The sequence below is a fragment of the Pseudomonas sp. S31 genome (genome assembly GCF_016648105.1).
Classification (GTDB): Bacteria; Pseudomonadota; Gammaproteobacteria; order Pseudomonadales; family Pseudomonadaceae; genus Aquipseudomonas.
Genome location: NZ_JACVVE010000028.1, coordinates 13829 through 36941, shown reverse-complemented (window position 1 = coordinate 36941; position 23113 = coordinate 13829). Strand labels below are relative to the sequence as shown.

Genomic DNA, 23113 nt, shown 5'->3' with positions numbered 1-23113 from the left:
TCGCACAGGAGAGCGCCATGCGCACAGTCTTCTTGCGTCGCGGTCTGGTCGCCCTGTTTGCGGCGGCTGTGTCCTTCGGCGCCATTACCCAAGCCCAGGCCGAAAGCCTGCGTATCGGTTATCAGAAATACGGCACCCTGGTGCTGCTCAAGGCCAAGGGCTCGTTGGAAAAACGCCTGGCCGAGCAGGGCATCCAGGTGCAATGGACCGAGTTCCCCGGCGGCCCGCAGCTGCTCGAAGGGCTCAATGTCGGTTCGATCGACTTCGGTGTCACCGGCGAGACCCCGCCAGTGTTCGCCCAGGCTGCCGGCGCCGACCTGCTGTACGTGGCCTACGAGCCACCAGCACCGCACAGTGAAGCCATCCTCGTGCCCAAGGGCTCGCCGATTCAGTCGGTGAAGGACCTCAAGGGCAAGAAAGTGGCGCTCAACAAAGGCTCCAACGTGCACTACTTATTGGTGCGAGCCCTGGAAGATGCCGGCTTGAAATACAGTGACATCCAGCCGGTGTACCTGCCCCCGGCCGACGCCCGCGCCGCGTTCGAGCGTGGCAGCGTCGATGCCTGGGTGATCTGGGACCCGTACCAGGCCGCCGCCGAACAGCAGCTGCAAGCCCGCACCCTGCGCGATGGCCAGGGCCTGGTCGACAACCACCAGTTCTACCTCGCCACCCGCGACTACGCGACCCAGCACCCAGCCGTGATCAGCGCGTTGATCGACGAAGTGCGCGCCGTCGGCGAGTGGTCCCAGGCCAATCCGCAGCAGGTCACTGACCAGGTCGCGCCGCTGCTGGGCCTGCCGGCCGACATCACCCTGACCTCGGTCAAACGCCAGGGCTACGGCGCCGCGCCGCTGACCCCAGAGGTGGTGACCGCGCAACAGAAAATCGCCGACACCTTCCAGGCGCTCAAGCTGATTCCCAAGCCATTGAGCATCAAGGACGTGATCTGGACTCCCCCCGCCAAGGTCGCCAGCGCGCCTTGACCGATTCGCCAGCGCCGGGGCGCCGCCTTGGCATGAGCCACCCTAGAAGGAGACAACTCCAATGAGCTTGAACATTTTCTGGTTCCTCCCCACCCACGGTGACGGCAAGTACCTGGGCACTTCCGATGGCGCCCGTGCGGTCGACCACGGTTATCTGACGCAGATCGCCCAGGCCGCCGACCGCCTCGGTTTCAGTGGCGTGCTGATCCCTACCGGGCGTTCCTGCGAGGACTCCTGGCTGGTGGCGGCATCGCTGATCCCCGTGACCCAGCGCCTGAAGTTCCTGGTGGCGCTGCGCCCGGGAATCATCTCGCCGACCGTGGCGGCGCGCCAGGCGGCGACCCTCGATCGCCTGTCCAACGGCCGTGCGTTGTTCAACCTGGTGACCGGCGGTGACCCGGACGAACTGGCTGGTGACGGCCTGCACCTGAGCCACGAGGAACGCTACGAGGCCTCGGTCGAGTTCACCCGCATCTGGCGCAAGGTGCTCGAAGGCGAAGTGGTCGACTACGACGGCAAGCATCTGCAGGTGAAGGGCGCCAAGCTGCTTTACCCGCCGATCCAGCAACCGCGCCCGCCACTGTACTTCGGTGGCTCCTCCGACGCGGCCCAGGACCTCGCCGCCGAGCAGGTCGAGCTGTACCTGACCTGGGGTGAGCCACCGAGCGCCGTGGCCGAGAAGATCGCCGCCGTGCGCGAGAAAGCCGCTGCCCAGGGCCGCGAAGTACGCTTCGGTATCCGTCTGCACGTGATCGTGCGGGAAACCAACGAAGAAGCCTGGGCCGCCGCCGAGAAGCTGATCTCGCACCTGGACGACGAGACCATCGCCCGCGCCCAGGCATCGCTGGCGCGCTTCGACTCGGTCGGCCAGCAGCGCATGGCCGCGCTGCACAACGGCAACCGCGACAAGCTGGAAGTCAGCCCCAACCTCTGGGCCGGTGTCGGCCTGGTGCGCGGTGGCGCCGGTACCGCGCTGGTCGGCGACGGCCCGACCGTGGCCGCACGGGTCAAGGAATATGCAGACCTGGGCATCGATACCTTCATCTTCTCGGGCTATCCGCACCTGGAAGAGTCGTACCGTGTGGCCGAGCTGCTGTTCCCGCACCTGGACGTGCAGCGTCCAGAGCAGGCCAAGAGCGGCGGCTATGTCAGCCCGTTCGGCGAAATGGTGGCCAATGACATCCTGCCCAAATCCGTCGCGCAGAGCTGAGGGGCCAGGTCATGAGTCGTGCTACTTCAACCAACCTGAGCCAGCGCCTGGCGCCCTGGGCGCTGCCGGTGCTGCTGCTGGCGGCCTGGCAGCTGGCGGTGAGCGCCGGCTGGCTGTCGACGCGGATCCTGCCGGCGCCGAGCGCGGTGGTCAGCGCCGGGGTCGAGCTGGTGCGCAGCGGCGATATCTGGACCCACCTGGCCATCAGCGGCTGGCGTGCCGGACTCGGCTTCGTCATCGGCGGCAGCATCGGCCTGGTGCTGGGCTTCATCACCGGCCTGTCGAACTGGGGTGAACGCCTGCTCGACAGTTCGGTGCAGATGATCCGCAACGTGCCGCACCTGGCGCTGATCCCGCTGGTGATCCTGTGGTTCGGCATCGACGAGTCCGCGAAGATCTTCCTGGTGGCGCTGGGCACCTTGTTCCCGATCTACCTGAACACCTACCACGGCATTCGCAACGTCGACCCGGCGCTGGTGGAGATGGCGCGCAGCTATGGGCTGTCCGGCTTCGGCCTGTTCCGCCAGGTGATCCTGCCCGGCGCGTTGCCCTCGATCCTGGTCGGCGTGCGCTTCGCCCTGGGCTTCATGTGGTTGACGCTGATCGTGGCCGAGACCATTTCCGCCAATGCCGGTATCGGCTACCTGGCGATGAATGCCCGTGAATTCCTGCAGACCGACGTGGTGGTGCTGGCGATCGTCCTCTACGCCGTGCTTGGCAAGCTGGCCGACCTCGCTGCCCGTGGCCTGGAACGTGTGTGGCTACGCTGGCACCCGGCCTACCAGGTAGCCAAGAAGGAGGGCGCATGACCGTGCTCAAGGAACAGCCGCCGCGCCTGCTGCGCGGCATCCCGCTGGCCTCCAACGGCCTGCGCAAGACCTTCGGCCAGCGCGAAGTGCTGCGGGGCATCGACCTGCACATTCCGGCCGGCCAGTTCGTCGCCATCGTCGGCCGTAGCGGTTGCGGCAAGAGCACCTTGCTGCGCCTGCTGGCGGGCCTCGATCAACCGAGTGCCGGTGAGTTGCTGGCCGGCGCCGCGCCCCTGGCCGAAGCCCGCGAGGAAACCCGGCTGATGTTCCAGGACGCACGCCTGCTGCCCTGGAAGAAGGTGATCGACAACGTCGGCCTGGGCCTTTCCGGCGACTGGCGCCAGCGGGCGCTGGATGCCTTGGAAGCGGTGGGCCTGGCCGACCGCGCCAATGAGTGGCCAGCGGCGTTGTCCGGCGGGCAGAAGCAACGGGTGGCCCTGGCTCGCGCGCTGATCCACCAGCCGCGCCTGTTGCTGCTCGACGAGCCGCTGGGTGCGCTGGATGCGCTGACCCGCATCGAGATGCAGCAGTTGATCGAACGGTTGTGGCGCCAGCATGGCTTCACCGTGCTGCTGGTCACCCACGACGTCAACGAGGCCGTGGCCGTGGCCGACCGGGTCATCCTCATCGAGGACGGCGAAGTTGGCCTGGACCTCAGCGTCGACCTGGCGCGGCCACGGGCACGTGGCTCGCACCGCCTGGCGGCGCTGGAAAGCGAAGTACTCAATCGTGTGTTGTCGGTGCCGGGCACGCCGCCCGAGCCGGACCCTGTAGCCCCTTTGCCCACGCAGCTGCGTTGGGCGCACTGAATCACCTACTTACCAGTCTGAATCCATACAGAAGGAATCAAGCCATGACCATCAAAGCGATCAACGTCCGCAACCAGTTCAAAGGCACCGTGAAAGAAATCCTCGAAGGCCCGGTACTGTCGGAAATCGACGTGCAGACCGCCTCCGGCATCGTCACTTCGGTGATCACCACCCGTTCGGTGCGAGAGCTGGAGCTGCAGGTCGGTAGCGAAGTCATCGCCTTCGTGAAGTCGACCGAGGTGTCCATCGCCAAGTTGTAAGGGTGGTTGGGCTGGGACCGCTTTGCGGTCCATCCGGCCGGTCCGGCGCCCCGGCAAGGCCGCTCCTACAGGGGATCGCGTTCTTCCTGTAGGAGCGGCCTTGCCGGGGCGCCGGACCGGCCGGATGGGCCGCAAAGCGGCCCCAAGGTTCTCAAGCCTGGCGCTTGGCCAGATACGGCGGCAGGTACAACCCCAGATACGCCTCGAACACCCGCTTGCCTTCCTCGGCCATGCGCGGGGTGATGGTCTCGTGCAATTGCACCGAGCGCGCATACACCCGGTCGCTCAGCTCCATCGCCAGTGCGAACACATCCACATCCACCGGCATCAGCGGCAAGCGGAAGTGCTGGTCGAACAGCTTGTGCATCAAATCGCCCAGCTCCATGTCGTGCTGGCGGTCGGCTTGCACCACTTCCGTCAGGCCGTGCTGGGCGAGGATCAGCTGGCGCGCGGCGGTATCGTCGTTGTAGATCTCCAGCATGCGCTGCTCGATCAGCCTGGACAGCTCGTGCCAGGTGGTGAAGGCGCTGCTGTCGATCGGCGCGCTCAGCGCTTCGCGAAACGCCCGGTGCACGTCAGCGGTCAGCGCCTCCAGCAGCGCCGGAACGCTGGCGAAGAAGTGGTACACCGACGATGGCGGGATCTGCGCGCGCTCGGCCACGCTGTAGATCGAAAGCGCCGCCACCCCTTGCTCGGCCAGCAACTCGCGCGCTGCCGCCAGGATCGCTTCGATCCTGGCCTGGCTGCTGGCGCGGGGCCGGCGCGGGTTGACGGTGCGGTTCATCAGTTGCTGATCGCCAGGATGCTGGCCTGGTAGGCGCCGACGAACAGGTCGAAATCGCCGACTTCCTCTTGCTCCAGCTCGGCCTGTTTGGCGAGCGATTCGCGAGCCAGGGTCTCGAAGGCCTGTTGCTGCTCGACCGACAACGGTTGCTCACGGAAGGTCTCGGCATGCAGTCGGCTTTGGCGCAGGGAGAACTGGGCGAAGCTTTCGTCATGCTCGGTCATGCGCGCCAGCACCTGGGCTGATGGTGTCAGCGAGGCGTCGTCGACCTTGGCCTGTTGTGCCGCCAGGGCCTTGGCATGATCGTCACCGCCCTGGGCCTGATCGAGCAGGTCGGCCAACCGGCCGATCTGGCCGATCAACTCGGTGGCCCACTCGCGCAAGCCGACAGGCTGGCCGTTGCGGTGCAGTTCAAGGCCCGGACGGCGGCCTTCCTTGACCACGGTGAGGAAGTTGCTGGTGCATTGGCCGCATTCGTCGTTGCCCAGTTGCGGGCTTGCTTCCAGGGCGCAGAACAGCAGGAACGCGTCGAGGAAGCGCGCCTCGGTGAGGTCGATGCCGACCGGCAGGAACGGGTTGATGTCCAGGCAGCGCACTTCGACGTACTGCACGCCGCGCGAGGTCAGCGCCTGGATAGGCCGCTCGCCGGTGTAGGTGACGCGTTTCGGGCGGATGTTCGAGTAGTACTCGTTCTCGATCTGCAGAATGTTGGTGTTCAACTGCACCCATTCGCCATCCACGTGCGTGCCTATCTCGACGTAGGGCGGGTAGGGCGTGCCCACCGCCTTGCGCAGGCTGTCGGTGTAGCTGGCGAGGTTGTTGTAGCAGGGGGTGAGGCCGGCCTGGGCGTTGCTCTGGTAGCCCAGGTCGCTCATGCGCAGGCTGGTGGCGTAGGGCAGGTACAGGGTTTCGCCGTCGAGTTCTTCGAGTTGATGCGGGCGACCCCGCAGGAAGCCCTTGTCCAGCGCGGGCGAGGCGCCGAACAGGTACATCAGCAGCCAGCTGTAGCGGCGGAAGTTGCGGATCAGCGCGATGTAGGCCGAGGACTGGTAGTCGCGGTCGTTGTCGCTGCTGCCTTCGGCGGCGCGCAGCAGGGGCCACAGCGCTTCTGGCAGCGAGAAGTTGTAGTGGATACCGGCGATGCACTGCATGGTGCGGCCGTAGCGCAGGGCCAGGCCCTTGCGGTACACGTGCTTGAGCTTGCCGATGTTCGAGGTGCCGTATTCGGCGATCGGGATGTCTTCCTCGGCCGGCAGCACGCAGGGCATCGACGGGCTCCACAGGTACTCGTCGCCCAGCTTGCTGTAGACGAAGCGGTGGGTCTGCTCGAGGCTTTCGAGCACCTTGGCCGGGTCGGGCAGGGCCGGGGTGATGAACTCCAGCAGCGACTCGGAATAGTCGGTGGTGATCAGCTCGTTGGTCAGCGCCGACCCCAGCGCCTCGGGGTGCGGGGTCTGGGCCAGGCGACCTTCGTCGGTCACGCGCAGGCATTCGCGCTCAATACCGTGCAGGCACTGCTTGAGCAGGGGGAGATTGGCGCCGAGCAGGCTCAGGCGGCGGTTGAGGAGGTCGCTCAAGATGTATTCCTTCACGCGTCAGTCGCCCCAATATGGGGGTAGAAATAACGGTCTACAAGGGTAAGTAGAAAGGAACTGGCGTTGTCGCCTGGTTTACGCGGTTCCGGCAGTGCCAGCGCACTGCCGAAAAATACCGCAGATACCGCTTGGTGGGCTACAGAACCGCAAAGGTTCCTTGCGCTTTCGCCACCAGTTTGTCGCCTTGGACTACGTCGGCGTCGACTACCAGTGTACGTCGTCCGGCGTGCAGCACGCGGGCGGTGCACAGTACTTCACCGTCGCTGATGGCGCGCATGTAGTTGATCTTGCATTCCACGGTGACGCTTTGCTGGTCGAAGCCATGGCTGGCCGAGCAGGCCAGGCCCATGGTGATGTCCACCAGGCTGAAGATCGCCCCGCCGTGCATCACGTTGCCACGGTTGCGCAGGTGAGGTTCGAGCGCCAGGGCGACCTCGGCGATGCCGCTGTCGTCCAGGCGTTGCACGCGGCAGCCGATCGTCTGGCTGTAGGCGCTGTGGACCAACTCCTTGGGAATTTCCATCATTTCTTCTTCAGTTGTTTGGCGTTGGCGAACAGGGCGGCCATGGCATTGTTGGCCGGGGCTGCGGTGGTGGTTTCCCGAGGGCGCTGCGTCTGCGGCTGGCGGTTGCCGCCGTTGCCACGGCCGCCACGGTTGTCTTCGACCTTCTCGCCCGGGGTGTCGCTCATGCGCATGGACAGGCCGACGCGCTTGCGCGGGATGTCCACCTCCATGACCTTGACCTTGACCACGTCGCCGGCCTTGACCGCCTCACGTGGGTCCTTGACGAACTTTTCCGACAGCGCCGAGATGTGCACCAGGCCGTCCTGGTGCACGCCGATGTCGACGAAGGCGCCGAAGTTGGTGACGTTGGTCACCACGCCTTCGAGGATCATGCCCGGCTCCAGGTCCTTGAGGTCTTCGACGCCGTCCTGGAAGGTGGCGGTCTTGAACTCGGGACGTGGGTCACGGCCGGGTTTGTCCAGCTCCTGGAGGATGTCGGTAACGGTCGGCAGGCCGAAGGTCTCGTCGGTGAACTGCTTCGGGTCGAGGCGCTTGAGGAAGCCGCTGTCGCCGATCAGCGAGCGGATGTCGCGGTCGGTGCCGGCGGCGATGCGCTGCACCAGCGGGTAGGCCTCGGGGTGCACGGCGGAGGCGTCGAGCGGGTTGTCGCCGTTCATCACCCGGAGGAATCCGGCGGCCTGCTCGAAGGTCTTCTCGCCCAGGCGGCTGACCTTTTTCAGTGCCGCGCGGGTGGCGAACGGGCCGTTGGCGTCGCGGTGGGCGACGATGTTCTGGGCCAGGGTGGCGTTGAGCCCGGAGATACGCGTGAGCAGCGCCACCGAGGCGGTGTTGACGTCGACGCCCACGGCGTTCACGCAGTCCTCGACCACGGCGTCCAGGCCACGGGCCAGTTTCACCTGGGACACATCGTGCTGGTACTGGCCGACGCCGATGGATTTCGGGTCGATCTTCACCAGTTCGGCCAGCGGGTCCTGCAGGCGGCGGGCGATCGATACGGCGCCACGGATCGATACGTCGAGGTCCGGGAATTCACGGGCGGCCAACTCGGACGCCGAGTACACCGAGGCGCCGGCCTCGGAGACCATGATCTTGGTGATCTTCAGCGCCGGGTACTTCTTGACCAGCTCGGCCACCAGCTTGTCGCTCTCGCGGCTGGCGGTGCCGTTGCCGATGGCGATCAGCTCCACCGAATGCTTGGCGCACAGCGCGGCCATGATGGCGATGGTGCGGTCCCAGTCGTTCTTCGGCGCGTGCGGGTAAACGGTGGTGTGGTCGAGCAGCTTGCCGGTGGCATCGACCACGGCGATCTTGCAGCCGGTACGCAGGCCCGGGTCGAAGCCCAGGGTGGCGCGTGGGCCGGCCGGTGCGGCCAGCAGCAGGTCGTGCAGGTTGTGGGCGAAGACGTTGATGGCCTCGCCTTCGGCGTTGTCGCGCAGCTCGCCGAACAGGTCGGTTTCCAGGTGGGTGTAGAGCTTGACCTTCCAGGTCCAGCGCACCACTTCGCCAAGCCACTTGTCGGCCGGGCGGCTGCGGTTCTCGATGCCCACGTGTTGGCCGATCATCAGCTCGCACGGGTGCAAGGTGCCCGGCAGTTCCTCGCCCACCTTCAGCGAAGCGCTGAGTACACCCTCGTTGCGCCCGCGGAAGATCGCCAGGGCGCGGTGCGACGGGGCGTTGCGCAGCAGTTCGTCATGGGCGAAGTAGTCGCGGAACTTGGCGCCTTCCTCTTCCTTGCCGGCGACCACGCGGGCGCTCAGCACCGCTTCCTGCTTGAGGTAGCTGCGCAGTTTGTCGAGCAGGCCGGCATCCTCGGCGAAGCGCTCCATCAGGATGTACTTGGCGCCCTCGAGCACCGCCTTGACGTCGGCGAAGCCTTTTTCCGCGTCGACGAAGCGCGCGGCCTCGCTCTCGGGGGTGAGGCTCGGGTCGTTGAACAGGCCGTCGGCCAATTCGCCAAGGCCGGCTTCCAGGGCGATCTGACCCTTGGTGCGGCGCTTCTGCTTGTACGGCAGGTAAAGGTCTTCGAGGCGGGTCTTGGTGTCGGCCAGCTTGATTTCGCGGGCCAGTTCCGGGGTCAGCTTGCCTTGCTCTTCGATGCTGGACAGGATGCTGGCGCGGCGTTCGTCGAGTTCGCGCAGGTAGCGCAGGCGCTCTTCCAGGTGGCGCAGTTGGGTGTCGTCCAGGCTGCCAGTCACTTCCTTGCGGTAACGGGCGATGAAAGGCACGGTCGAGCCTTCGTCCAACAGGCCCACGGCCGCTTCGACCTGTTGTGGACGCACGCCCAGTTCTTCGGCGATACGGCTGTTGATGCTGTCCATGTAAACCACCTGACAATAGTGAATGCGGGGCCGCGAGTGGGCCTGGAGCCCGGCGGCGCTGGATGAAAGCGGCGCATTATACCCATCGAGACAGGCTTGCGGTGATGGCGCCAGGCCAGTGGCGGCGGCCGGGAACTGGCGCCAGGGGAAAAATCTGCTAACAATGCACACGGCACGCGCGGCAATGGCTACGCCATAATGTGCGGCGATATCAGAGGAGTTATTCATGACCGGCACTGCAAACAACGCTGAAGGCGACAAGATTCTCATCGTCGATGACGACCCGGGGCTGAGCAGCCTGCTGGAGCGTTTCTTCACCAGCAAGGGCTATCGCGCCCGTGCGGTGCCCAACACCGAACAGATGGACCGCCTGCTGTCGCGCGAGGTCTTCAACCTGGTGGTGCTCGACCTCATGCTGCCGGGCGAGGACGGCTTGTCCGCGTGCAGGCGCCTGCGCCAGTCGAACAACCAGATCCCGATCATCATGCTCACCGCCAAGGGGGACGAGCTGAGCCGCATCAAGGGCCTGGAGCTGGGTGCCGACGACTACCTGGGCAAACCGTTCAACCCCGACGAACTGATGGCCCGCGTCAAGGCCGTGCTGCGCCGCCAGGCGCCCAGCGTGCCAGGCGCCCCGGGCAGCGAGGACGAAACGGTCACGTTCGGCGACTACGAGCTGTCGCTGGCCACCCGTGAACTCAAGCGCGGCGCCGAGGTGCACATGCTCACCACCGGCGAGTTCGCCGTGCTCAAGGCCCTGGTCATGCACGCTCGCGAACCGCTGACCCGCGACAAGCTGATGAACCTGGCCCGTGGCCGTGAGTGGGATGCCCTGGAGCGCTCCATCGACGTGCAGATCTCGCGCCTGCGCCGCATGATCGAACCCGACCCGTCCAAGCCACGCTACATCCAGACGGTATGGGGCGTAGGCTACGTGTTCGTACCGGACGGAAACGCCGGCAAATGATCGTGCCTCGCCATCGATGAAAACGCCGCTGTGGTTCCCGCAGAGTTTCTTTGCGCGCACGCTTTGGCTGGTGCTGATCGTCGTCCTGTTCTCCAAGGCATTGACCCTGGTCTACCTGCTGATGAACGAGGACGTGCTGGTCGACCGCCAGTACAGCCACGGCGTGGCGCTGACCCTGCGCGCCTACTGGGCGGCGGATGAAGAAAACCGCGACAAGATCGCCGAGGCCGCCGGCCTGATCCGTGTGACCGGCTCCGGCGTGCCGGAGGGCGAGCAGCACTGGCCCTACAGCGAGATCTACCAGCGGCAGATGCAGGCCGAACTGGGCGAGGATACCGAGGTGCGGCTACGCATCCACGCGCCGCCAGCGTTGTGGGTGAATGCGCCCAGCCTCGGCCCTGGCTGGCTCAAGGTGCCGCTGTACCCGCACCCGCTGCGTGGGCAGAAGATCTGGAACGTGCTGGGCTGGTTCCTGGCCATCGGCCTGTTGTCCACCGCCTCGGCGTGGATCTTCGTGCGTCAGCTCAACCAGCCGCTCAAGCGCCTGGTCTTCGCCGCTCGCCAGTTGGGGCAGGGTCGCAGCGTGCGCTTGCCGATCAGCGACACGCCGAGCGAAATGACCGAGGTGTACCGGGCCTTCAACCAGATGGCCGAGGACGTCGAGCAGGCTGGTCGCGAGCGCGAACTGATGCTGGCAGGGGTGTCCCATGACCTGCGCACGCCCTTGACCCGCCTGCGGTTGTCGCTGTCGCTGATGGGCGATGACAGCGACCTCAGTGACGACATGGTGCGCGACATCGAGGACATGGACGCCATCCTCGACCAGTTCCTGGCCTTCATTCGCGATGGCCGTGACGAACCGGTGGAAGAGGTCGACCTCGCCGACCTGGTACGCGAGGTGGTCGCCCCGTACAACCAGCCGGAAGAGCGCGTACGCCTTTGCCTGGAGCCAATCCCGCCGTTTCCGCTGCGCCGGGTATCGCTCAAGCGCATGCTCGGCAACCTGATCGGCAATGCCCTGCACCATGCCGGCAAGGGCGTCGAGGTGGCGGCCTATGTGTCGGGTGACGAAAGCGCGCCCTATGTGGTGCTCAGCGTGCTGGACCGTGGCACGGGGATCGACGAGTCGGAGCTGGAAACCATCTTCAACCCGTTCATCCGCGGTGATCGGGCGCGGGGTGGCAAGGGCACTGGGTTGGGCCTGGCGATCGTCAAGCGGATCGCCGCGCAGCATGGCGGCAATGTCGAGTTGCGCAATCGGTCCGGCGGGGGAATCGAGGCGCGGGTCCGGTTGCCGCTGGGGCTGTTGTTGCCGCGTAATGCGGTGTGAAATTTTCTGACCTATTCGCGGCTAAAGCCGCTCCTACAGAGACTGCGCGCTACCTGTAGGAGCGGCTTTAGCCGCGAAGGGTTGGTGATTCAGCCCTTACCCTTCGTGCGGGTCTGGTTCGGGCCGCCGTTTTTCTCCAGATGCTCGATGATCATCCCTGCCACGTTCTTGCCGGTGGTCACTTCGATACCCTCCAGCCCCGGTGACGAGTTCACTTCCATCACCAGTGGGCCATGGTTGGAGCGCAGGATATCCACCCCGGCCACGCTCAGGCCCATGACCTTGGCCGCCCGAATTGCGGTCATGCGTTCCTCGGGGGTGATCTTGATCAGGCTCGCCACGCCACCACGGTGCAGGTTGGAGCGGAACTCGCCAGGCTTGGCCTGGCGCTTCATCGAGGCGATGACCTTGTCGCCGACCACGAAGCAGCGGATATCCGCGCCCCCGGCTTCCTTGATGTACTCCTGAACCATGATGTTCTGCTTGAGGCCCATGAACGCCTCGATCACCGACTCGGCTGCCTTGGTGGTCTCGCACAGCACCACGCCGATGCCTTGGGTACCCTCGAGTACCTTGATCACCAGCGGCGCGCCGTTGACCATCTGGATCAGGTCGGGGATGTCGTCGGGCGAGTGGGCGAAACCGGTGATCGGCAGGCCGATACCCCGCCGTGACAGCAGCTGCAGCGAGCGCAGCTTGTCACGCGAGCGGGCGATGGCCACCGACTCGTTGAGGGGGTAGACCCCCATCATCTCGAACTGGCGCAGCACCGCGCAGCCATAGAAGGTCACCGAGGCGCCGATGCGTGGGATCACCGCATCGAAGCCTTCCAGCGGCTTGCCGCGGTAATGGATCTGCGGCTTGTGGCTGGCGATGTTCATGTAGGCCCGCAGGGTATCGATCACTACCATTTCGTGGCCACGCTGGATACCGGCTTCGACCAGGCGGCGGGTGGAATACAGACGCGGATTGCGCGACAGCACAGCGATCTTCATGCAGCACCTGTGACAGGAGAAAGGGTGGCCGGAAAGGCCGGTTTGTCTTGGACGTACTTGAGCCCGGGGTTGACCACCAACTGCGCCTGGACGAGCGCCTTGGAGCCCAGCAACAGGCGGTAACGCATGTTCTTGCGGCAGGCGAGGGTGAACTCCACCTCCCACACTTCATCGCCCAGGGCCAGCGAGGTACGGATCACATAGCGAATCTGGGCCTGGCCGTTGGAGCTCTTGATGGTTTTCATGGCGACCAGCGGCGCTTCGCAGCGGCGGTGGCGCAGTTGCACCACCGAGCCCAGGTGCGCGGTAAAGCGCACCCAGCGCTGGCCATCGCGTTCGAAGGGCTCCACCTCGGTGGCATGCAGGCTCGAGGTGCTGGCGCCGGTGTCGATCTTGGCGCGCAGGCCGGCGACCCCCAGGTCGGGCAGCGCGACCCACTCGCGCAGGCCGATCATTGTCAGATGGTCAAATGTCTTCACGAAGCGCACCCTGCGAATGAGGTGGTGAACTGTAAGCACGGCCGCGATTTTTTGCATCCGTTGGTTACGGTAGTACAGTTCGATGAAAGACAGAATTCGAGGTAAAGAGATGGCAGGCAAGCAGGAGGATGACGACAAGGTTCGTCTGGACAAATGGCTGTGGGCGGCACGTTTCTACAAGACTCGTGCGCTGGCCAAGGCGGCCATCGAGAGTGGCAAGGTGCATTGCCGGGGTGAGCGCTGCAAGCCAGGCAAGGAACCGAGGGTAGGCGATGAGTTTGTTCTGCGCACCGGCTTCGATGAGCGCACCGTGGTGGTCAGGGCATTGTCGGTGGTGCGGCGTGGGGCGCCTGAGGCGCAGGCGTTGTATGAGGAGACGCAGGACAGCATACGCCGTCGCGAACAGGCGGCGGCGATGCGCAAGGCCGGGGCGATGGGAGTGACCACCGATGGTCGGCCGAACAAGAAACAGCGGCGGCAGATTCACCAGCTGCATGGTAGCTTCGAGTAGCAGGGGCCGCATAGCGGCCCCACAGTTCTAGCGGACCACCGCCAAACGCCCGACCAACGGCAACTTGGCCATCAGCTTGAACAACGGCGCCGTCCAGCGCAGCAGCAAGGCGCTGCCCTTGGCCGCCAGCGGCGTGTGGCAGCTCCAGCCCAGTGCCAGCACGGCCATCAGCAGGCCGCCGATGTAGTCATCCTGGCCCCAGTGCGCGCCGGCCACCAGGCGCGGCATCATGAAAAGGAAGGCCAGAGCCCAGATCACCAGGTACTGCACCAGGCGACGGCTGAACAGGCTCATGAACAGCGCCCAGATCAGCAGTACCGAGGCGTGGTCGCCCGGGAAGCTGTTGCTCGAGCGGTCCTTCAGCTCCCAGGCCTTTTCCAGTTTCGGGTAGTAGTCGCTCAGGTGCACGACGTTGTCGAATACCATCGATGGGCTGTCGTGTTGCCAGCCCATTGCATCCACCCACTTGGAAAACAGCGCGCGAATCACCACTAATAGGATCAGCGTGACCAGAAAGCCGAAGAAGGCTTCGCGTACCTGGTTGGCCTTGAACACGAAATTGCCGCGGATCAGCACGGCCAGCAGGATCAGGCCGACGACGATGTCGAAGGGCCGCAGGCTGCCGACGGTCCAGATGTAGCGCCAGGTGGTGTTGTCCGCCAGCGGCGCGTTGAGGCTGTGGAACAGCCACTCGTCGAAAGTCAGGCAGAGGATCTGGCCAAACGGCCATAACCAGAAACACAGTAGAGCGACAGGTAGCAATGTGCAGGCTACCAGAGGTCCCCAAGACCACCTTGCTTGGAACAGGGGTCGATTGTCCATAAAATGCCTCTATTGCAAACAGGAATCGGAGCGCTTCGTGAAGCGCTCTGTCATGGATGCTCGCGCAAAGGCGACATCCCGTGTAACCATTTTGTCATCATTTTCAGATAGCCAAAACCTATGAGCGACTTGCCAGATACCGATTTCACCCAACGTTTCATCTTCGACGACCGCGATGTGCGCGGCGAGTGGGTGACACTCGAGGATAGCTACGCCGCGGTGCTGGCGCGTCACGCCTATCCGGCGCCGGTGCAGGCGCTGCTCGGCGAGCTGATGGCCGCCACCGCACTGCTGGTGGGAGCGCTCAAGTTCGACGGGTTGCTGATCCTGCAGGCGCGCTCGCAAGGGCCGATCCCGCTGCTGATGGTCGAATGCTCGGGTGAACGCGACATCCGCGGCATGGCCCGTTACGAAGCGGACCAGATCCCGGCCGACGCGACCCTCGCGCAACTGATGCCCGACGGCCACCTGACCTTGACCATCGACCCGGTCAAGGGCCAGCGCTACCAGGGTACCGTCGACCTCGACGGCGCCAACCTGTCAGAGTGCTTCACCAACTACTTCGTTCAGTCGCAGCAGCTCAACACCCGTTTCTGGCTCGACACCTCCACCGGCACGGCCCGCGGCCTGCTGCTGCAGCAGTTGCCGCGCGACCGCCAGCCGGACGACGAAGAGCGTGAGGAAAGCTGGCAGCACGTGGTGGCCCTGGCCAGTACCCTCAAGCCCGAGGAGTGGAGCCTGGACAACGAAACGCTGCTGCATCGCCTGTACCACGAGGATGCCGTACGCCTGTTCGATATCCAGCCGCTGCGCTTCAAATGCAGCTGCTCCCGCGAACGATCCGGCAATGCGCTGGTCAGTCTGGGCGAGCACGACGCCAAGCAGCTGGTGGAAGAATGCGGGGGAAGGGTGGAAATCGACTGCCAGTTCTGCAACGAACGCTACATCTTCGATGCCAGCGACGTCGCGCAACTGTTCGCCGGAGGCGGCACTGACCTGGCGTCAGACACTCGTCACTGAAACGTTTAAGTCCAGGGAAATCTCCTGTCGAATTGCGCAAATAAGCGGTTCTGACAGGAGGGGCCTACTTTTTTTGGGCGTTTCTGGCATAATCCGGCCACTTTTTTCGCTGTAGTAGTTTTTTCGAGACAACTACAAAACGTTTGGAGCACTCGGCCTCGGGCCGGATGGGGTATCTCATGACGCAAGCCAACAACACCGTGTACACCGACCTGAGCGTCGATGAGCTGGTAAAAGAAGCGCTGCAACGCGGTGAAGGCGTGCTAGCCGATACTGGCGCACTGGTAGTCGAGACTGGCCACCGTACCGGCCGCTCGCCGGCCGACCGTTTCATCGTAGAAGAACCTTCCACCCAGGCCGCCATCGCCTGGGGCCCGATCAACCGCAAGTTCCCGGCCGACAAGTTCGATGCCCTGTGGGACCGCGTCGAGGCGTTCAACAACGCCCAGGATCATTTCGTTTCCTACGTCCACGTAGGGGCGGCAGCCGAGCACTACCTGCCGGTGAAGATGACCACCCAGACGGCCTGGCAGAACCTGTTCGGCCGTTGCCTGTTCATCAACCCGGAGCAGTTCAACCCGGCTGGCCGCGACCAGTGGCAGATCCTCAACGTCGCCAACTTCGTCTGCGAGCCTGAGCGCGACGGCACCAACTCCGATGGCTGCGTGATCATCAACTTCGCCGCCAAGAAAGTGCTGATCGCTGGCATGCGCTACGCCGGTGAAATGAAGAAAGCCATGTTCTCGGTGCAGAACTTCCTGCTGCCGGCTGCCGACGTGCTGCCGATGCACTGCGCCGCCAACATCGGCGAAGAAGGCGACGTGACCCTGTTCTTCGGCTTGTCCGGCACTGGCAAGACCACCCTGTCGGCCGACGAAAGCCGTTACCTGATCGGTGACGACGAGCACGGTTGGGGCGAAGGCGTCGTCTTCAACATGGAAGGCGGCTGCTACGCCAAGTGCATCGACCTGTCCGAGAAGAACGAACCGGTCATCTGGAAAGCCATCAAGCATGGCGCGGTACTTGAAAACGTCGTTCTGGACGGTAACAAGCACGCCGACTACGCCGACGTCAGCCTGACCCAGAACAGCCGTGCGGCCTACCCGCTGGAGCACGTCGCCAAGCGCGCCGAAGCCAACCTGGGTGGCGAGCCCAACGCAGTGATCTTCCTGACCTGCGACCTGACCGGCGTTCTGCCGCCGGTGTCGATCCTGAACAACGAGCAGGCGGCCTACCACTTCCTGTCCGGCTACACCGCGCTGGTCGGCTCCACCGAAATGGGTTCGGGCGGCGGCATCAAGTCGACCTTCTCCACCTGCTTCGGCGCACCGTTCTTCCCGCGTCCGGCCGGCGAGTATGCCGAACTGCTGATCAAGCGCATCAACGCCTTCGGCTCCAAGGTCTACCTGGTCAACACCGGCTGGACCGGCGGTGGCTACGGTGTGGGCAAGCGCTTCAGCATCCCGACCACCCGTGGCGTGATCGCTGCCATCCAGAGCGGTGCTCTGGTCGGTGCCGAAACCGAGCACCTGGACATCATCAACCTGGACGTGCCGAAGGCCGTTCCGGGCGTCGACACCGAGCTGCTCAACCCACGCAACACCTGGGCTGACCAAGCTGCCTACGACGAAGCCGCCAAGGCCCTGGCCAAGCTGTTCACCGAGAACTTCAAGAAGTTCGACGTATCCGACGCCATCAAGGCTGCCGGCCCACAGCTGTAAGCTGGCGCTGGTGGTAACGAAAAGCCGTCCTTCGGGACGGCTTTTTTATAGCGATGTCATGGCCATTGCTGACGCGCGTGGAGTATGCGAAGTATCTCTATGTGCTCGGCAAAGATGCGGTACACCATCACGTAATTCGACTTCACGACGATTTCTCGCGTATCCGGATACCGTCCTGATCTATACAGGCGAGGTGTCTGGGCGGCACGTCTGGATTTTTCCCTGAAACTCTCGTCCAGCAATATGGCCGCTCTGGGGTTGTTGACGGCAATATGCATCCATGATGCGCAATCGATCTTCGCGTGCCATCTGTCGCCAGGCTACGCGCATTAGCGGCGCTTGGCTTCAAGCTTGGAGCGGTACTCTGCGAACAGTTCCTCCACGTCTTCGCTATCCATGGGAGTAGCTTTGTCTCTCAGACTGGCCTCGACCTGTTCGATAAACCAGGCTTCATAGGCTGCGGCCTCATGGGCGCGCTTAAGGGCTTGAGCGCGATCTGGTCGCTGGTAGCTAGCCTGCTGCGTAGGATCGAAGGTCGATGCGTCGACCTGGAAATGGTCGATCCCGAGATCCAGCAGATAGCTAACCAACGTCTCGAATTTCTTGAATAGCCGGATATTGCCACTGCGCTGGGCAACGAGGACATGCTCCAGATGGTTGACGTCCACCTGGACTGCCCAGCCACCTGGCTGGCCAACTATATGGGTGGCGTTGACTCGCCCGGCTGCAGCCATTCGGCTGAGGTTTGCATGATCGAGATGATGAGTAGGCACTGGTGTTTTTCTCGTTTTCACTGGGTCCACCATGCTATGCAATCTATAATTGATTGCGACTATAGGCCTTCCTAACATGTTGTGGGAAGCTTCGCCCTGATGCAGTCTCAAACGGATCTCCCATGACCGAATCTCTCCAGCGCACCGCCTTCTCCCACTTTCACCCCATCCTCACCCGTCCGCAGGACAACGACCTCAACGGCCATGTCGCTGGCGCCACCGTGCACGGCTTTTTCGAGACCGCGATCCAGGCTTTCCTGGTCGAGCAGGCCGAACTGGACCTGCGCGACGGCGAGCTGGCAGCGTTCGTGGTCAGCTCGGCGGCGGATTTCTATGCACTGCCGGGTTTTCCGGATGTGCTGGAGGTCGGGCTGGGGGTGACGCGGCTGGTGGGAAGCACGGTTGAGTACCGCCTGGCGCTGTTCCGCCCCGGGGAGGCGGAGGCCTGCGCGGCGGGCACGGTGGTGCAGGTATTCGTCGAGCGGGCCAGCGGCCGGCCGCTGGTGTTGCCGGAGGCGTTGCAGGTCATCCTGGCCGGTGTGCAGCTTGACCAGCAGGCATGAAAAAGCCCCGCTGGTGAGGGCGGGGCTTTTGCCTGGCACAGGGCGATGCCGCTGGCATCAGTGGCGCCAGTGGCGCCCGTGCTTGCGATGGCCGTAGTGGTGGCCACGGTCCCAGTGACGACGGTCGTCGTAGTCGCGACGGTAGCGGCGATTCTCGTGGCGCTCGTCTTCATCGGCCTTGTTGCCCATGTAGTTACCCAGCGCGCCACCGGCACCGCCGCCTGCAGCTGCACCGATGTAGCTGCCGGTGGTGCCACCGACCGACCGACCGACCACGTTGCCGCCCGCGGCGCCCAGTGCGCCACCGATGGCGGCTTCGCCACGCTGGCGCTTGTCGGCACCCAGCGCACCGCCGGCGGCGCCGCCCAGGCCGGCACCAATGGCGCCACCGGTGCTACCACCGATGGAGTTGCCCACTACGGAGCCGAGTACCCCACCCAATGCGCCGCCAATGCCAGCCTCGGTATTGCCGCCTGCCATGGCAACGCCGCTGAGCAAGCTGAAAGACAACAACAGAATCGAGGAGTACTTCTTCATCAAGAGAGCCTCATAGGAATGACGAGGCGAATTTGAGGCTCTGGAGGGTGCCTGGCAACGCAAATCCGACGATTGGCACGAGTTGTACACAATTATCTAACTTATTGTTTTTCTAGTGAAACTTAATCGTTTTTCGCCTGTCTGAGCTCTTTATGACAAAGCCCTGAACCGTTGCGGAACAGGGCTTTTTCGTTTCTTGCGACAGTGTTTGGCCTACAGGATACGGCCGTCGTCCCGCGCCCGTTCCAGCTTGATGGCAACGAATTTGGAAGTCGGTGTATGGCTGCCGTCGCCAATGCTCTCCAACGGGATCAGCGGGTTCACCTCGGGGTAGTACGCCGCTGCTTGCCCGGCAGGAATATCGAACGCCAGCAGGGTGAAGCCGTGCACCCGGCGCACATGCTCATCGCCCCACAACGAGACGATATCGACCTTCTGCCCTGGCTGGAAGCCCAGGCGCACGATGTCGGCCTCGTTGGCGAACAACACGTCGCGCTGGCCGCGCACGCCGCGATAACGGTCGTCGAGGCCGTAGATGGTGGTGTTGTACTGATCGTGCGAGCGCATCGACTGCATGATCAGGTCCGGCAGCTGGCCGCTGGCGCGGACCCGCTCGTCGAGCAGGGTATCGGGCAGCAGGTTGGCCTTGAAGTTTGCGCGGCCGGTGCTGGTTTTCCATTCGCGGCTGCCTGCGCTGTTGCCCAGGTAGAAGCCGCCAGGGTGGCGCAGGCGCTCGTTGAACCCGGCGAAACCGGCGATGGTGTCGCCGATCAGGTCGCGGATGCGGTCGTAGTCGGCTACCAGCCAGTGCCAGTCCACCGGTTTCTTGCCCAGCGTCGCCGCAGCGATGCCGGCGATCACCGCCGGTTCCGAGCGCATCTGCGTGGACAGCGGCTTCAACTGGCCGTTGGAGGCGTGGACCATGCTGAACGAGTCTTCCACGGTGACCGCCTGCGGCCCATCGGCCTGCAGGTCGATGTCGGTGCGGCCCAGGCACGGCAGGATCAATGCCTGCTTGCCGTGGACCAGGTGGCTGCGGTTGAGCTTGGTGCTGATGTGCACGGTCAGCTCGCAGTTGCGCAGGGCCTGGGCGGTACGCTCGGTGTCCGGGGTAGCCTGGGCGAAGTTGCCGCCCAGGCCGATGAACACCTTGGCGCGGCCATCGAGCATGGCGTGGATGGCTTCGACGGTGTTGTGGCCATTGTGACGGGGCACGGGGAAGTTGAAGCGTCGTTCGATGGCATCGAGCAGGGCCACCGGTGGGCGCTCGTTGATGCCCATGGTGCGGTCGCCCTGCACGTTGCTGTGGCCACGCACCGGGCACAGGCCGGCGCCTGGTACGCCGACGTTGCCGCGCAGCATCTGCAGGTTGACGATTTCCTGGATGGTCGGCACCGAATGGCGATGCTGGGTGATACCCATGGCCCAGCACATGATCACGCGCTTGCCGCGGCAGTACATGCGCGCGGCCAGCTCGATGTCGGCCAGTTCCAGGCCGGATTGCGCCTGGATGTGCTCCCAGGAGGTGCTGTCGACCACGGCCAGGTACTCATCGACGCCGTGGCCATGCTCGGCGATGAATACATGGTCGAACACAGCCGGCTCGCCCTTGGCCTGGGCCTCGCGCTCCCACTGCAGGAGGAACTTGGCCATGCCGCGTAGCATGGCCATGTCGCCGCCCAGGGCAGGGCGGAAGAACGCGGTGTTGGTCGGGCGATCGCTGTTGGTGAGCATCTCCAGCGGGTTCTGCGGGTGCTGGAAACGTTCCAGGCCGCGCTCCTTGAGTGGGTTGATGCACACCACCTGGGCGCCGCGCTTCACCGCGTCGCGCAGCGGGTCGAGCATGCGCGGATGGTTGGTGCCTGGGTTCTGGCCCCAGACGAAGATCGCATCGGCATGCTCGAAGTCGTCGAAGGTCACGGTGCCCTTGCCGACCCCGACGCTCTGGCCCAGGGCCACGCCACTGGCCTCGTGACACATGTTCGAGCAGTCGGGGAAGTTGTTGGTACCGTAGGCGCGAACGAACAGCTGGTACAGGTAGGCCGCTTCGTTGCTGGCGCGGCCTGAGGTGTAGAACTCGGCCTGGTCCGGGGTGGTCAGGTCGTTCAGGTGGCGGGCGATCAGGGCGAAGGCGGCGTCCCATTCGATGGGCTGGTAGCGGTCGCTTTGCGGGTCATAGACCATCGGTTCGGTCAGCCGACCCTGGTATTCGAGCCAGTAATCGCTTTGCGCCAGCAGCGCGCTGACGCTGTAGCGGGCGAAGAAGGCGGCATCCACGCGGCGCTTGGTGGCTTCCCAGTTGACCGCCTTGGCGCCGTTCTCGCAGAACTTGACCATGCCGCTTTCCGGCGAATCGCCCCAGGCACAGCCGGGGCAGTCGAAGCCGCCGTTCTGGTTGGTCTTGAGCAGGGCGCGGATGTTCTTCAGCGCGTTGTCGCTGCCGACCCAGGCCTTGGCCACGCTGCGCAGGGCGCCCCAGCCACCGGCAGGGCCGTGGTAGGGCTTGTAGCGTGGGGAGGAGGCGGGAGCGTTGTCCGGAAGGTGTTGGTACGAGGTCACGGCTGTTGAGACTCCGCCGCAGGGCTGTAGACCCGCGGTGCGCTGTGCTTGGGTAGATGGATGAGGTTGAGGTTGTGCTTGCGCGCCCATTGCAGGGCAAGCCCCGTGGGCGCTGACAGGCTGACCAGGGTCTGGATGCCGGCACGCAGGACTTTCTGGATCAGTTCGAGGCTGCAGCGGCTGGTGACGATGGCCAGCCCGCCTGCGGTATCGATGCCTTGGCGCAGCAGGGCGCCGATCAGCTTGTCCAGGGCGTTGTGCCGGCCGATGTCTTCGCGGCCCAGCAGCAATTCGCCCTGGTCGTTCATGAACAGCGCCGCATGGACCGCGCCACAGTGTTGGCCGAGGGGCTGGAAGGCGTCGATACGCTCGCGCAGGCCGCCAAGCCAGTGCGCCGGGGGCAGTGGCGCGCCGGGCAGCACGGCCAGTTCAGGCAAGGCCTGCTCCAGGGCTTCGACCCCGCACAGCCCGCAGCCACTGGTGCCGGCCAGTTGGCGACGCTGGTTTTTCAGGTTCCAGAACGCACGGCTGGAGATTTCCAGGTCGGCATAGAGGGCCGAGCCACTGCCGGAGAGCTTGAGGTCGTAGATTTCCGCAGTGCCTTCGACGATGCCGCTGCCGACACTGAAACCGACCGCGAAATCCTCGAGGTCGGTGGGGCTGACCAGCATCACGGCCTGGTTGAGGCCGTTGTAGACGATCGCCAACGCCACTTCCTCGGCCAGCGGCGTGCTGGCCTGCGCGCCGTCGTCGAGCTGGGCGTAGTCGTAGGTATTGCTGGCGGCGGGCAGGGTCAAGGACGATGACGCCGCGCAGACCGGAGGTTTGCTATGCATCGGCGTGGATTACCGGCGGCTATCTGATAGCACCAGCCTAGGCGTGTGCGTCGGCGCCGTCTAATCGCTAGGGTCTATGCCTTGATAGAGCGCGTCGATGGGTCGCAGCGGGGCGGGATTGGTGATCGTGGCCTAGACTGACCCGTTCCAGGTTTCGTCGACAAGGAGAACGCTATGAGTCTGATCAGTTTTGTGAAGGAAGCGGGCGAGAAGTTGATCGATTTGCTCACGCCGGGCAATGCCAATGCCGAAGAACAGCTCAAGAAACATGTGGAGAGCGTGGGCTTGGGCAACCCTGATATCACGGCGACCGTAGAGGGTGACAAGGTTGTGCTCAAGGGCGAGGTGGCAAGCCAGGAGGAGAAGGAAAAGGTCATTCTCGCAGCCGGCAACATCGAAGGGGTGGCCAGCGTGGATGCTGATGGTCTGACCGTCGCGCTGTCGGCGGTCGTTACCGAGGCGGCCCAGTTCGTGACGGTGGAGAAGGGTGAGACGCTCAGCGCGATCTCGTTGCGCGTGTACAAGAATGCCAACCTGTACAACAAGATCTTCGAGGCCAACAAGCCGATGTTGAAACATCCGGACAAGATCTATGTGGGGCAGGTGCTGCGTATTCCGCCTAAGGAGTAATTTTCAGCCTGTGACGGCCTCTTCGCGGGTGAACCCGCTCCTACAGGTACGGTGATCCCTGTAGGAGCGGGTTCAC

General features: G+C 64.3%; 24 protein-coding genes. 12 read left to right on the top strand and 12 right to left on the bottom strand.

Annotated features, from left to right (window positions below):
* The first annotated feature begins 17 nt into the window (after positions 1 to 17).
* From IAE37_RS19700 to IAE37_RS19680, 5 genes are all read left to right on the top strand, one after another.
* Positions 18 to 983 (top strand): sulfonate ABC transporter substrate-binding protein, encoded by a 966-nt coding sequence (locus IAE37_RS19700; protein ID WP_201176180.1) that lies wholly within the window; start codon positions 18 to 20, stop codon positions 981 to 983.
* Between the two features lie 61 nt (positions 984 to 1044).
* Positions 1045 to 2193 carry an FMNH2-dependent alkanesulfonate monooxygenase gene (gene ssuD / locus IAE37_RS19695; protein WP_201176177.1) on the top strand — a complete coding sequence of 383 codons (1149 nt, stop codon included), beginning with the start codon at positions 1045 to 1047 and terminating at the stop codon, positions 2191 to 2193.
* A gap of 11 nt (positions 2194 to 2204) precedes the next feature.
* Entirely contained in the window at positions 2205 to 3002 is a 798-nt protein-coding gene (ssuC, locus tag IAE37_RS19690; protein ID WP_201176175.1) for an aliphatic sulfonate ABC transporter permease SsuC, read from the top strand.
* Positions 2999 to 3811, top strand: a complete 813-nt coding sequence (ssuB, locus tag IAE37_RS19685) for an aliphatic sulfonates ABC transporter ATP-binding protein (protein WP_201176172.1) — start codon at positions 2999 to 3001, stop codon at positions 3809 to 3811. Before ssuC ends, ssuB begins: the two co-directional genes overlap by 4 nt.
* Before the next feature lie 44 nt (positions 3812 to 3855).
* Entirely contained in the window at positions 3856 to 4071 is a 216-nt protein-coding gene (locus IAE37_RS19680) for a TOBE domain-containing protein (RefSeq protein WP_003255829.1), read from the top strand.
* A 151-nt stretch (positions 4072 to 4222) separates the two neighbouring features.
* Here IAE37_RS19680 and IAE37_RS19675 read toward each other — a convergent pair whose 3' ends face one another.
* The 4 genes from IAE37_RS19675 to IAE37_RS19660 all read right to left on the bottom strand — a co-directional run bounded on the left by IAE37_RS19675 (position 4223) and on the right by IAE37_RS19660 (position 9294).
* On the bottom strand, positions 4223 to 4855 hold the full coding sequence (locus IAE37_RS19675; RefSeq protein ID WP_201176169.1) for a TetR/AcrR family transcriptional regulator: 633 nt from the start codon (positions 4853 to 4855) through the stop codon (positions 4223 to 4225).
* A complete protein-coding gene (gene gshA / locus IAE37_RS19670; RefSeq protein WP_236410061.1) occupies positions 4855 to 6432 on the bottom strand; it encodes a glutamate--cysteine ligase in 1578 nt (525 codons plus the stop codon). The genes IAE37_RS19675 and gshA overlap by 1 nt, the downstream gene beginning before the upstream one ends.
* Before the next feature lie 154 nt (positions 6433 to 6586).
* Entirely contained in the window at positions 6587 to 6973 is a 387-nt protein-coding gene (locus IAE37_RS19665) for a PaaI family thioesterase (RefSeq protein WP_201176167.1), read from the bottom strand.
* A complete protein-coding gene (locus IAE37_RS19660) occupies positions 6973 to 9294 on the bottom strand; it encodes a Tex family protein (protein ID WP_201176166.1) in 2322 nt (773 codons plus the stop codon). The genes IAE37_RS19665 and IAE37_RS19660 overlap by 1 nt, the downstream gene beginning before the upstream one ends.
* A 226-nt stretch (positions 9295 to 9520) precedes the next feature.
* Here IAE37_RS19660 and ompR point away from each other — a divergent pair, with 226 nt between their 5' ends.
* Both ompR and IAE37_RS19650 read left to right on the top strand, forming a co-directional pair.
* Positions 9521 to 10261 carry an osmolarity response regulator transcription factor OmpR gene (gene ompR, locus IAE37_RS19655; protein WP_201176165.1) on the top strand — a complete coding sequence of 247 codons (741 nt, stop codon included), beginning with the start codon at positions 9521 to 9523 and terminating at the stop codon, positions 10259 to 10261.
* Between the two features lie 16 nt (positions 10262 to 10277).
* Positions 10278 to 11591, top strand: coding sequence for an ATP-binding protein (locus tag IAE37_RS19650; RefSeq protein WP_201176164.1), 1314 nt, complete (start codon positions 10278 to 10280; stop codon positions 11589 to 11591).
* 89 nt (positions 11592 to 11680) lie between these two features.
* Here IAE37_RS19650 and rimK read toward each other — a convergent pair whose 3' ends face one another.
* Positions 11681 to 12586: a 30S ribosomal protein S6--L-glutamate ligase gene (gene rimK, locus IAE37_RS19645; RefSeq protein WP_201176163.1), complete on the bottom strand. Its 906-nt coding sequence runs from the start codon at positions 12584 to 12586 to the stop codon at positions 11681 to 11683.
* A complete protein-coding gene (rimB, locus tag IAE37_RS19640) occupies positions 12583 to 13065 on the bottom strand; it encodes a retropepsin-like aspartic endopeptidase RimB (protein WP_133327660.1) in 483 nt (160 codons plus the stop codon). Before rimB ends, rimK begins: the two co-directional genes overlap by 4 nt.
* Positions 13066 to 13174: 109 nt before the next feature.
* On the opposite strand from rimB, the gene IAE37_RS19635 reads away from it, so the two are divergent.
* Complete coding sequence (locus IAE37_RS19635) at positions 13175 to 13576, top strand: RNA-binding S4 domain-containing protein (protein WP_201176161.1); 402 nt, start codon at positions 13175 to 13177, stop codon at positions 13574 to 13576.
* A 27-nt stretch (positions 13577 to 13603) separates the two neighbouring features.
* On the opposite strand, the gene IAE37_RS19630 is transcribed toward IAE37_RS19635, so the two are convergent.
* On the bottom strand, positions 13604 to 14398 hold the full coding sequence (locus IAE37_RS19630) for a phosphatase PAP2 family protein (RefSeq protein WP_201176160.1): 795 nt from the start codon (positions 14396 to 14398) through the stop codon (positions 13604 to 13606).
* Positions 14399 to 14518: 120 nt separating this feature from the next.
* Here IAE37_RS19630 and hslO point away from each other — a divergent pair, with 120 nt between their 5' ends.
* Both hslO and IAE37_RS19620 read left to right on the top strand, forming a co-directional pair.
* The gene (hslO, locus tag IAE37_RS19625; protein ID WP_201176159.1) at positions 14519 to 15418 is read left to right on the top strand and encodes an Hsp33 family molecular chaperone HslO; all 900 of its coding nucleotides are present in this window, start codon (positions 14519 to 14521) and stop codon (positions 15416 to 15418) included.
* Between the two features lie 179 nt (positions 15419 to 15597).
* Entirely contained in the window at positions 15598 to 17139 is a 1542-nt protein-coding gene (locus tag IAE37_RS19620; RefSeq protein ID WP_201176158.1) for a phosphoenolpyruvate carboxykinase, read from the top strand.
* Between the two features lie 56 nt (positions 17140 to 17195).
* Here IAE37_RS19620 and IAE37_RS19615 read toward each other — a convergent pair whose 3' ends face one another.
* Both IAE37_RS19615 and IAE37_RS19610 read right to left on the bottom strand, forming a co-directional pair.
* On the bottom strand, positions 17196 to 17417 hold the full coding sequence (locus IAE37_RS19615; protein WP_236410060.1) for a type II toxin-antitoxin system RelE/ParE family toxin: 222 nt from the start codon (positions 17415 to 17417) through the stop codon (positions 17196 to 17198).
* Positions 17418 to 17468: 51 nt separating this feature from the next.
* Entirely contained in the window at positions 17469 to 17933 is a 465-nt protein-coding gene (locus IAE37_RS19610) for a hypothetical protein (protein WP_328822759.1), read from the bottom strand.
* A 101-nt stretch (positions 17934 to 18034) separates the two neighbouring features.
* On the opposite strand from IAE37_RS19610, the gene IAE37_RS19605 reads away from it, so the two are divergent.
* Complete coding sequence (locus tag IAE37_RS19605) at positions 18035 to 18475, top strand: acyl-CoA thioesterase (protein WP_201176157.1); 441 nt, start codon at positions 18035 to 18037, stop codon at positions 18473 to 18475.
* Positions 18476 to 18532: 57 nt separating this feature from the next.
* Here IAE37_RS19605 and IAE37_RS19600 read toward each other — a convergent pair whose 3' ends face one another.
* The 3 genes from IAE37_RS19600 to fdhD all read right to left on the bottom strand — a co-directional run bounded on the left by IAE37_RS19600 (position 18533) and on the right by fdhD (position 22407).
* Complete coding sequence (locus IAE37_RS19600; protein ID WP_201176156.1) at positions 18533 to 19012, bottom strand: glycine zipper domain-containing protein; 480 nt, start codon at positions 19010 to 19012, stop codon at positions 18533 to 18535.
* 213 nt (positions 19013 to 19225) lie between these two features.
* Positions 19226 to 21571 (bottom strand): FdhF/YdeP family oxidoreductase, encoded by a 2346-nt coding sequence (locus IAE37_RS19595; protein ID WP_201176155.1) that lies wholly within the window; start codon positions 21569 to 21571, stop codon positions 19226 to 19228.
* Positions 21568 to 22407, bottom strand: a complete 840-nt coding sequence (fdhD, locus tag IAE37_RS19590; RefSeq protein ID WP_201176154.1) for a formate dehydrogenase accessory sulfurtransferase FdhD — start codon at positions 22405 to 22407, stop codon at positions 21568 to 21570. The genes IAE37_RS19595 and fdhD overlap by 4 nt, the downstream gene beginning before the upstream one ends.
* Before the next feature lie 174 nt (positions 22408 to 22581).
* Here fdhD and lysM point away from each other — a divergent pair, with 174 nt between their 5' ends.
* The gene (gene lysM / locus IAE37_RS19585; protein ID WP_201176152.1) at positions 22582 to 23037 is read left to right on the top strand and encodes a peptidoglycan-binding protein LysM; all 456 of its coding nucleotides are present in this window, start codon (positions 22582 to 22584) and stop codon (positions 23035 to 23037) included.
* The last annotated feature ends 76 nt before the right edge of the window (positions 23038 to 23113 follow it).

Excerpts from the sequence above, each read along its gene's own strand:
- IAE37_RS19635 (WP_201176161.1), top strand. The coding sequence starts at position 13,175 with ATGGCAGGCAAGCAGGAGGATGACGACAAGGTTCGTCTGGACAAATGG.
- IAE37_RS19615 (WP_236410060.1), bottom strand. The coding sequence starts at position 17,417 with ATGCATATTGCCGTCAACAACCCCAGAGCGGCCATATTGCTGGACGAG.
- rimK (WP_201176163.1), bottom strand. The coding sequence starts at position 12,586 with ATGAAGATCGCTGTGCTGTCGCGCAATCCGCGTCTGTATTCCACCCGC.
- IAE37_RS19675 (WP_201176169.1), bottom strand. The coding sequence starts at position 4,855 with ATGAACCGCACCGTCAACCCGCGCCGGCCCCGCGCCAGCAGCCAGGCC.
- IAE37_RS19620 (WP_201176158.1), top strand. The coding sequence starts at position 15,598 with ATGACGCAAGCCAACAACACCGTGTACACCGACCTGAGCGTCGATGAG.
- ssuB (WP_201176172.1), top strand. The coding sequence starts at position 2,999 with ATGACCGTGCTCAAGGAACAGCCGCCGCGCCTGCTGCGCGGCATCCCG.
- IAE37_RS19600 (WP_201176156.1), bottom strand. The coding sequence starts at position 19,012 with ATGAAGAAGTACTCCTCGATTCTGTTGTTGTCTTTCAGCTTGCTCAGC.
- ssuD (WP_201176177.1), top strand. The coding sequence starts at position 1,045 with ATGAGCTTGAACATTTTCTGGTTCCTCCCCACCCACGGTGACGGCAAG.
- ompR (WP_201176165.1), top strand. The coding sequence starts at position 9,521 with ATGACCGGCACTGCAAACAACGCTGAAGGCGACAAGATTCTCATCGTC.
- IAE37_RS19700 (WP_201176180.1), top strand. The coding sequence starts at position 18 with ATGCGCACAGTCTTCTTGCGTCGCGGTCTGGTCGCCCTGTTTGCGGCG.
- lysM (WP_201176152.1), top strand. The coding sequence starts at position 22,582 with ATGAGTCTGATCAGTTTTGTGAAGGAAGCGGGCGAGAAGTTGATCGAT.
- IAE37_RS19665 (WP_201176167.1), bottom strand. The coding sequence starts at position 6,973 with ATGGAAATTCCCAAGGAGTTGGTCCACAGCGCCTACAGCCAGACGATC.
- ssuC (WP_201176175.1), top strand. The coding sequence starts at position 2,205 with ATGAGTCGTGCTACTTCAACCAACCTGAGCCAGCGCCTGGCGCCCTGG.
- IAE37_RS19680 (WP_003255829.1), top strand. The coding sequence starts at position 3,856 with ATGACCATCAAAGCGATCAACGTCCGCAACCAGTTCAAAGGCACCGTG.
- hslO (WP_201176159.1), top strand. The coding sequence starts at position 14,519 with ATGAGCGACTTGCCAGATACCGATTTCACCCAACGTTTCATCTTCGAC.
- IAE37_RS19660 (WP_201176166.1), bottom strand. The coding sequence starts at position 9,294 with ATGGACAGCATCAACAGCCGTATCGCCGAAGAACTGGGCGTGCGTCCA.
- IAE37_RS19605 (WP_201176157.1), top strand. The coding sequence starts at position 18,035 with ATGACCGAATCTCTCCAGCGCACCGCCTTCTCCCACTTTCACCCCATC.
- IAE37_RS19650 (WP_201176164.1), top strand. The coding sequence starts at position 10,278 with ATGAAAACGCCGCTGTGGTTCCCGCAGAGTTTCTTTGCGCGCACGCTT.
- IAE37_RS19630 (WP_201176160.1), bottom strand. The coding sequence starts at position 14,398 with ATGGACAATCGACCCCTGTTCCAAGCAAGGTGGTCTTGGGGACCTCTG.
- fdhD (WP_201176154.1), bottom strand. The coding sequence starts at position 22,407 with ATGCATAGCAAACCTCCGGTCTGCGCGGCGTCATCGTCCTTGACCCTG.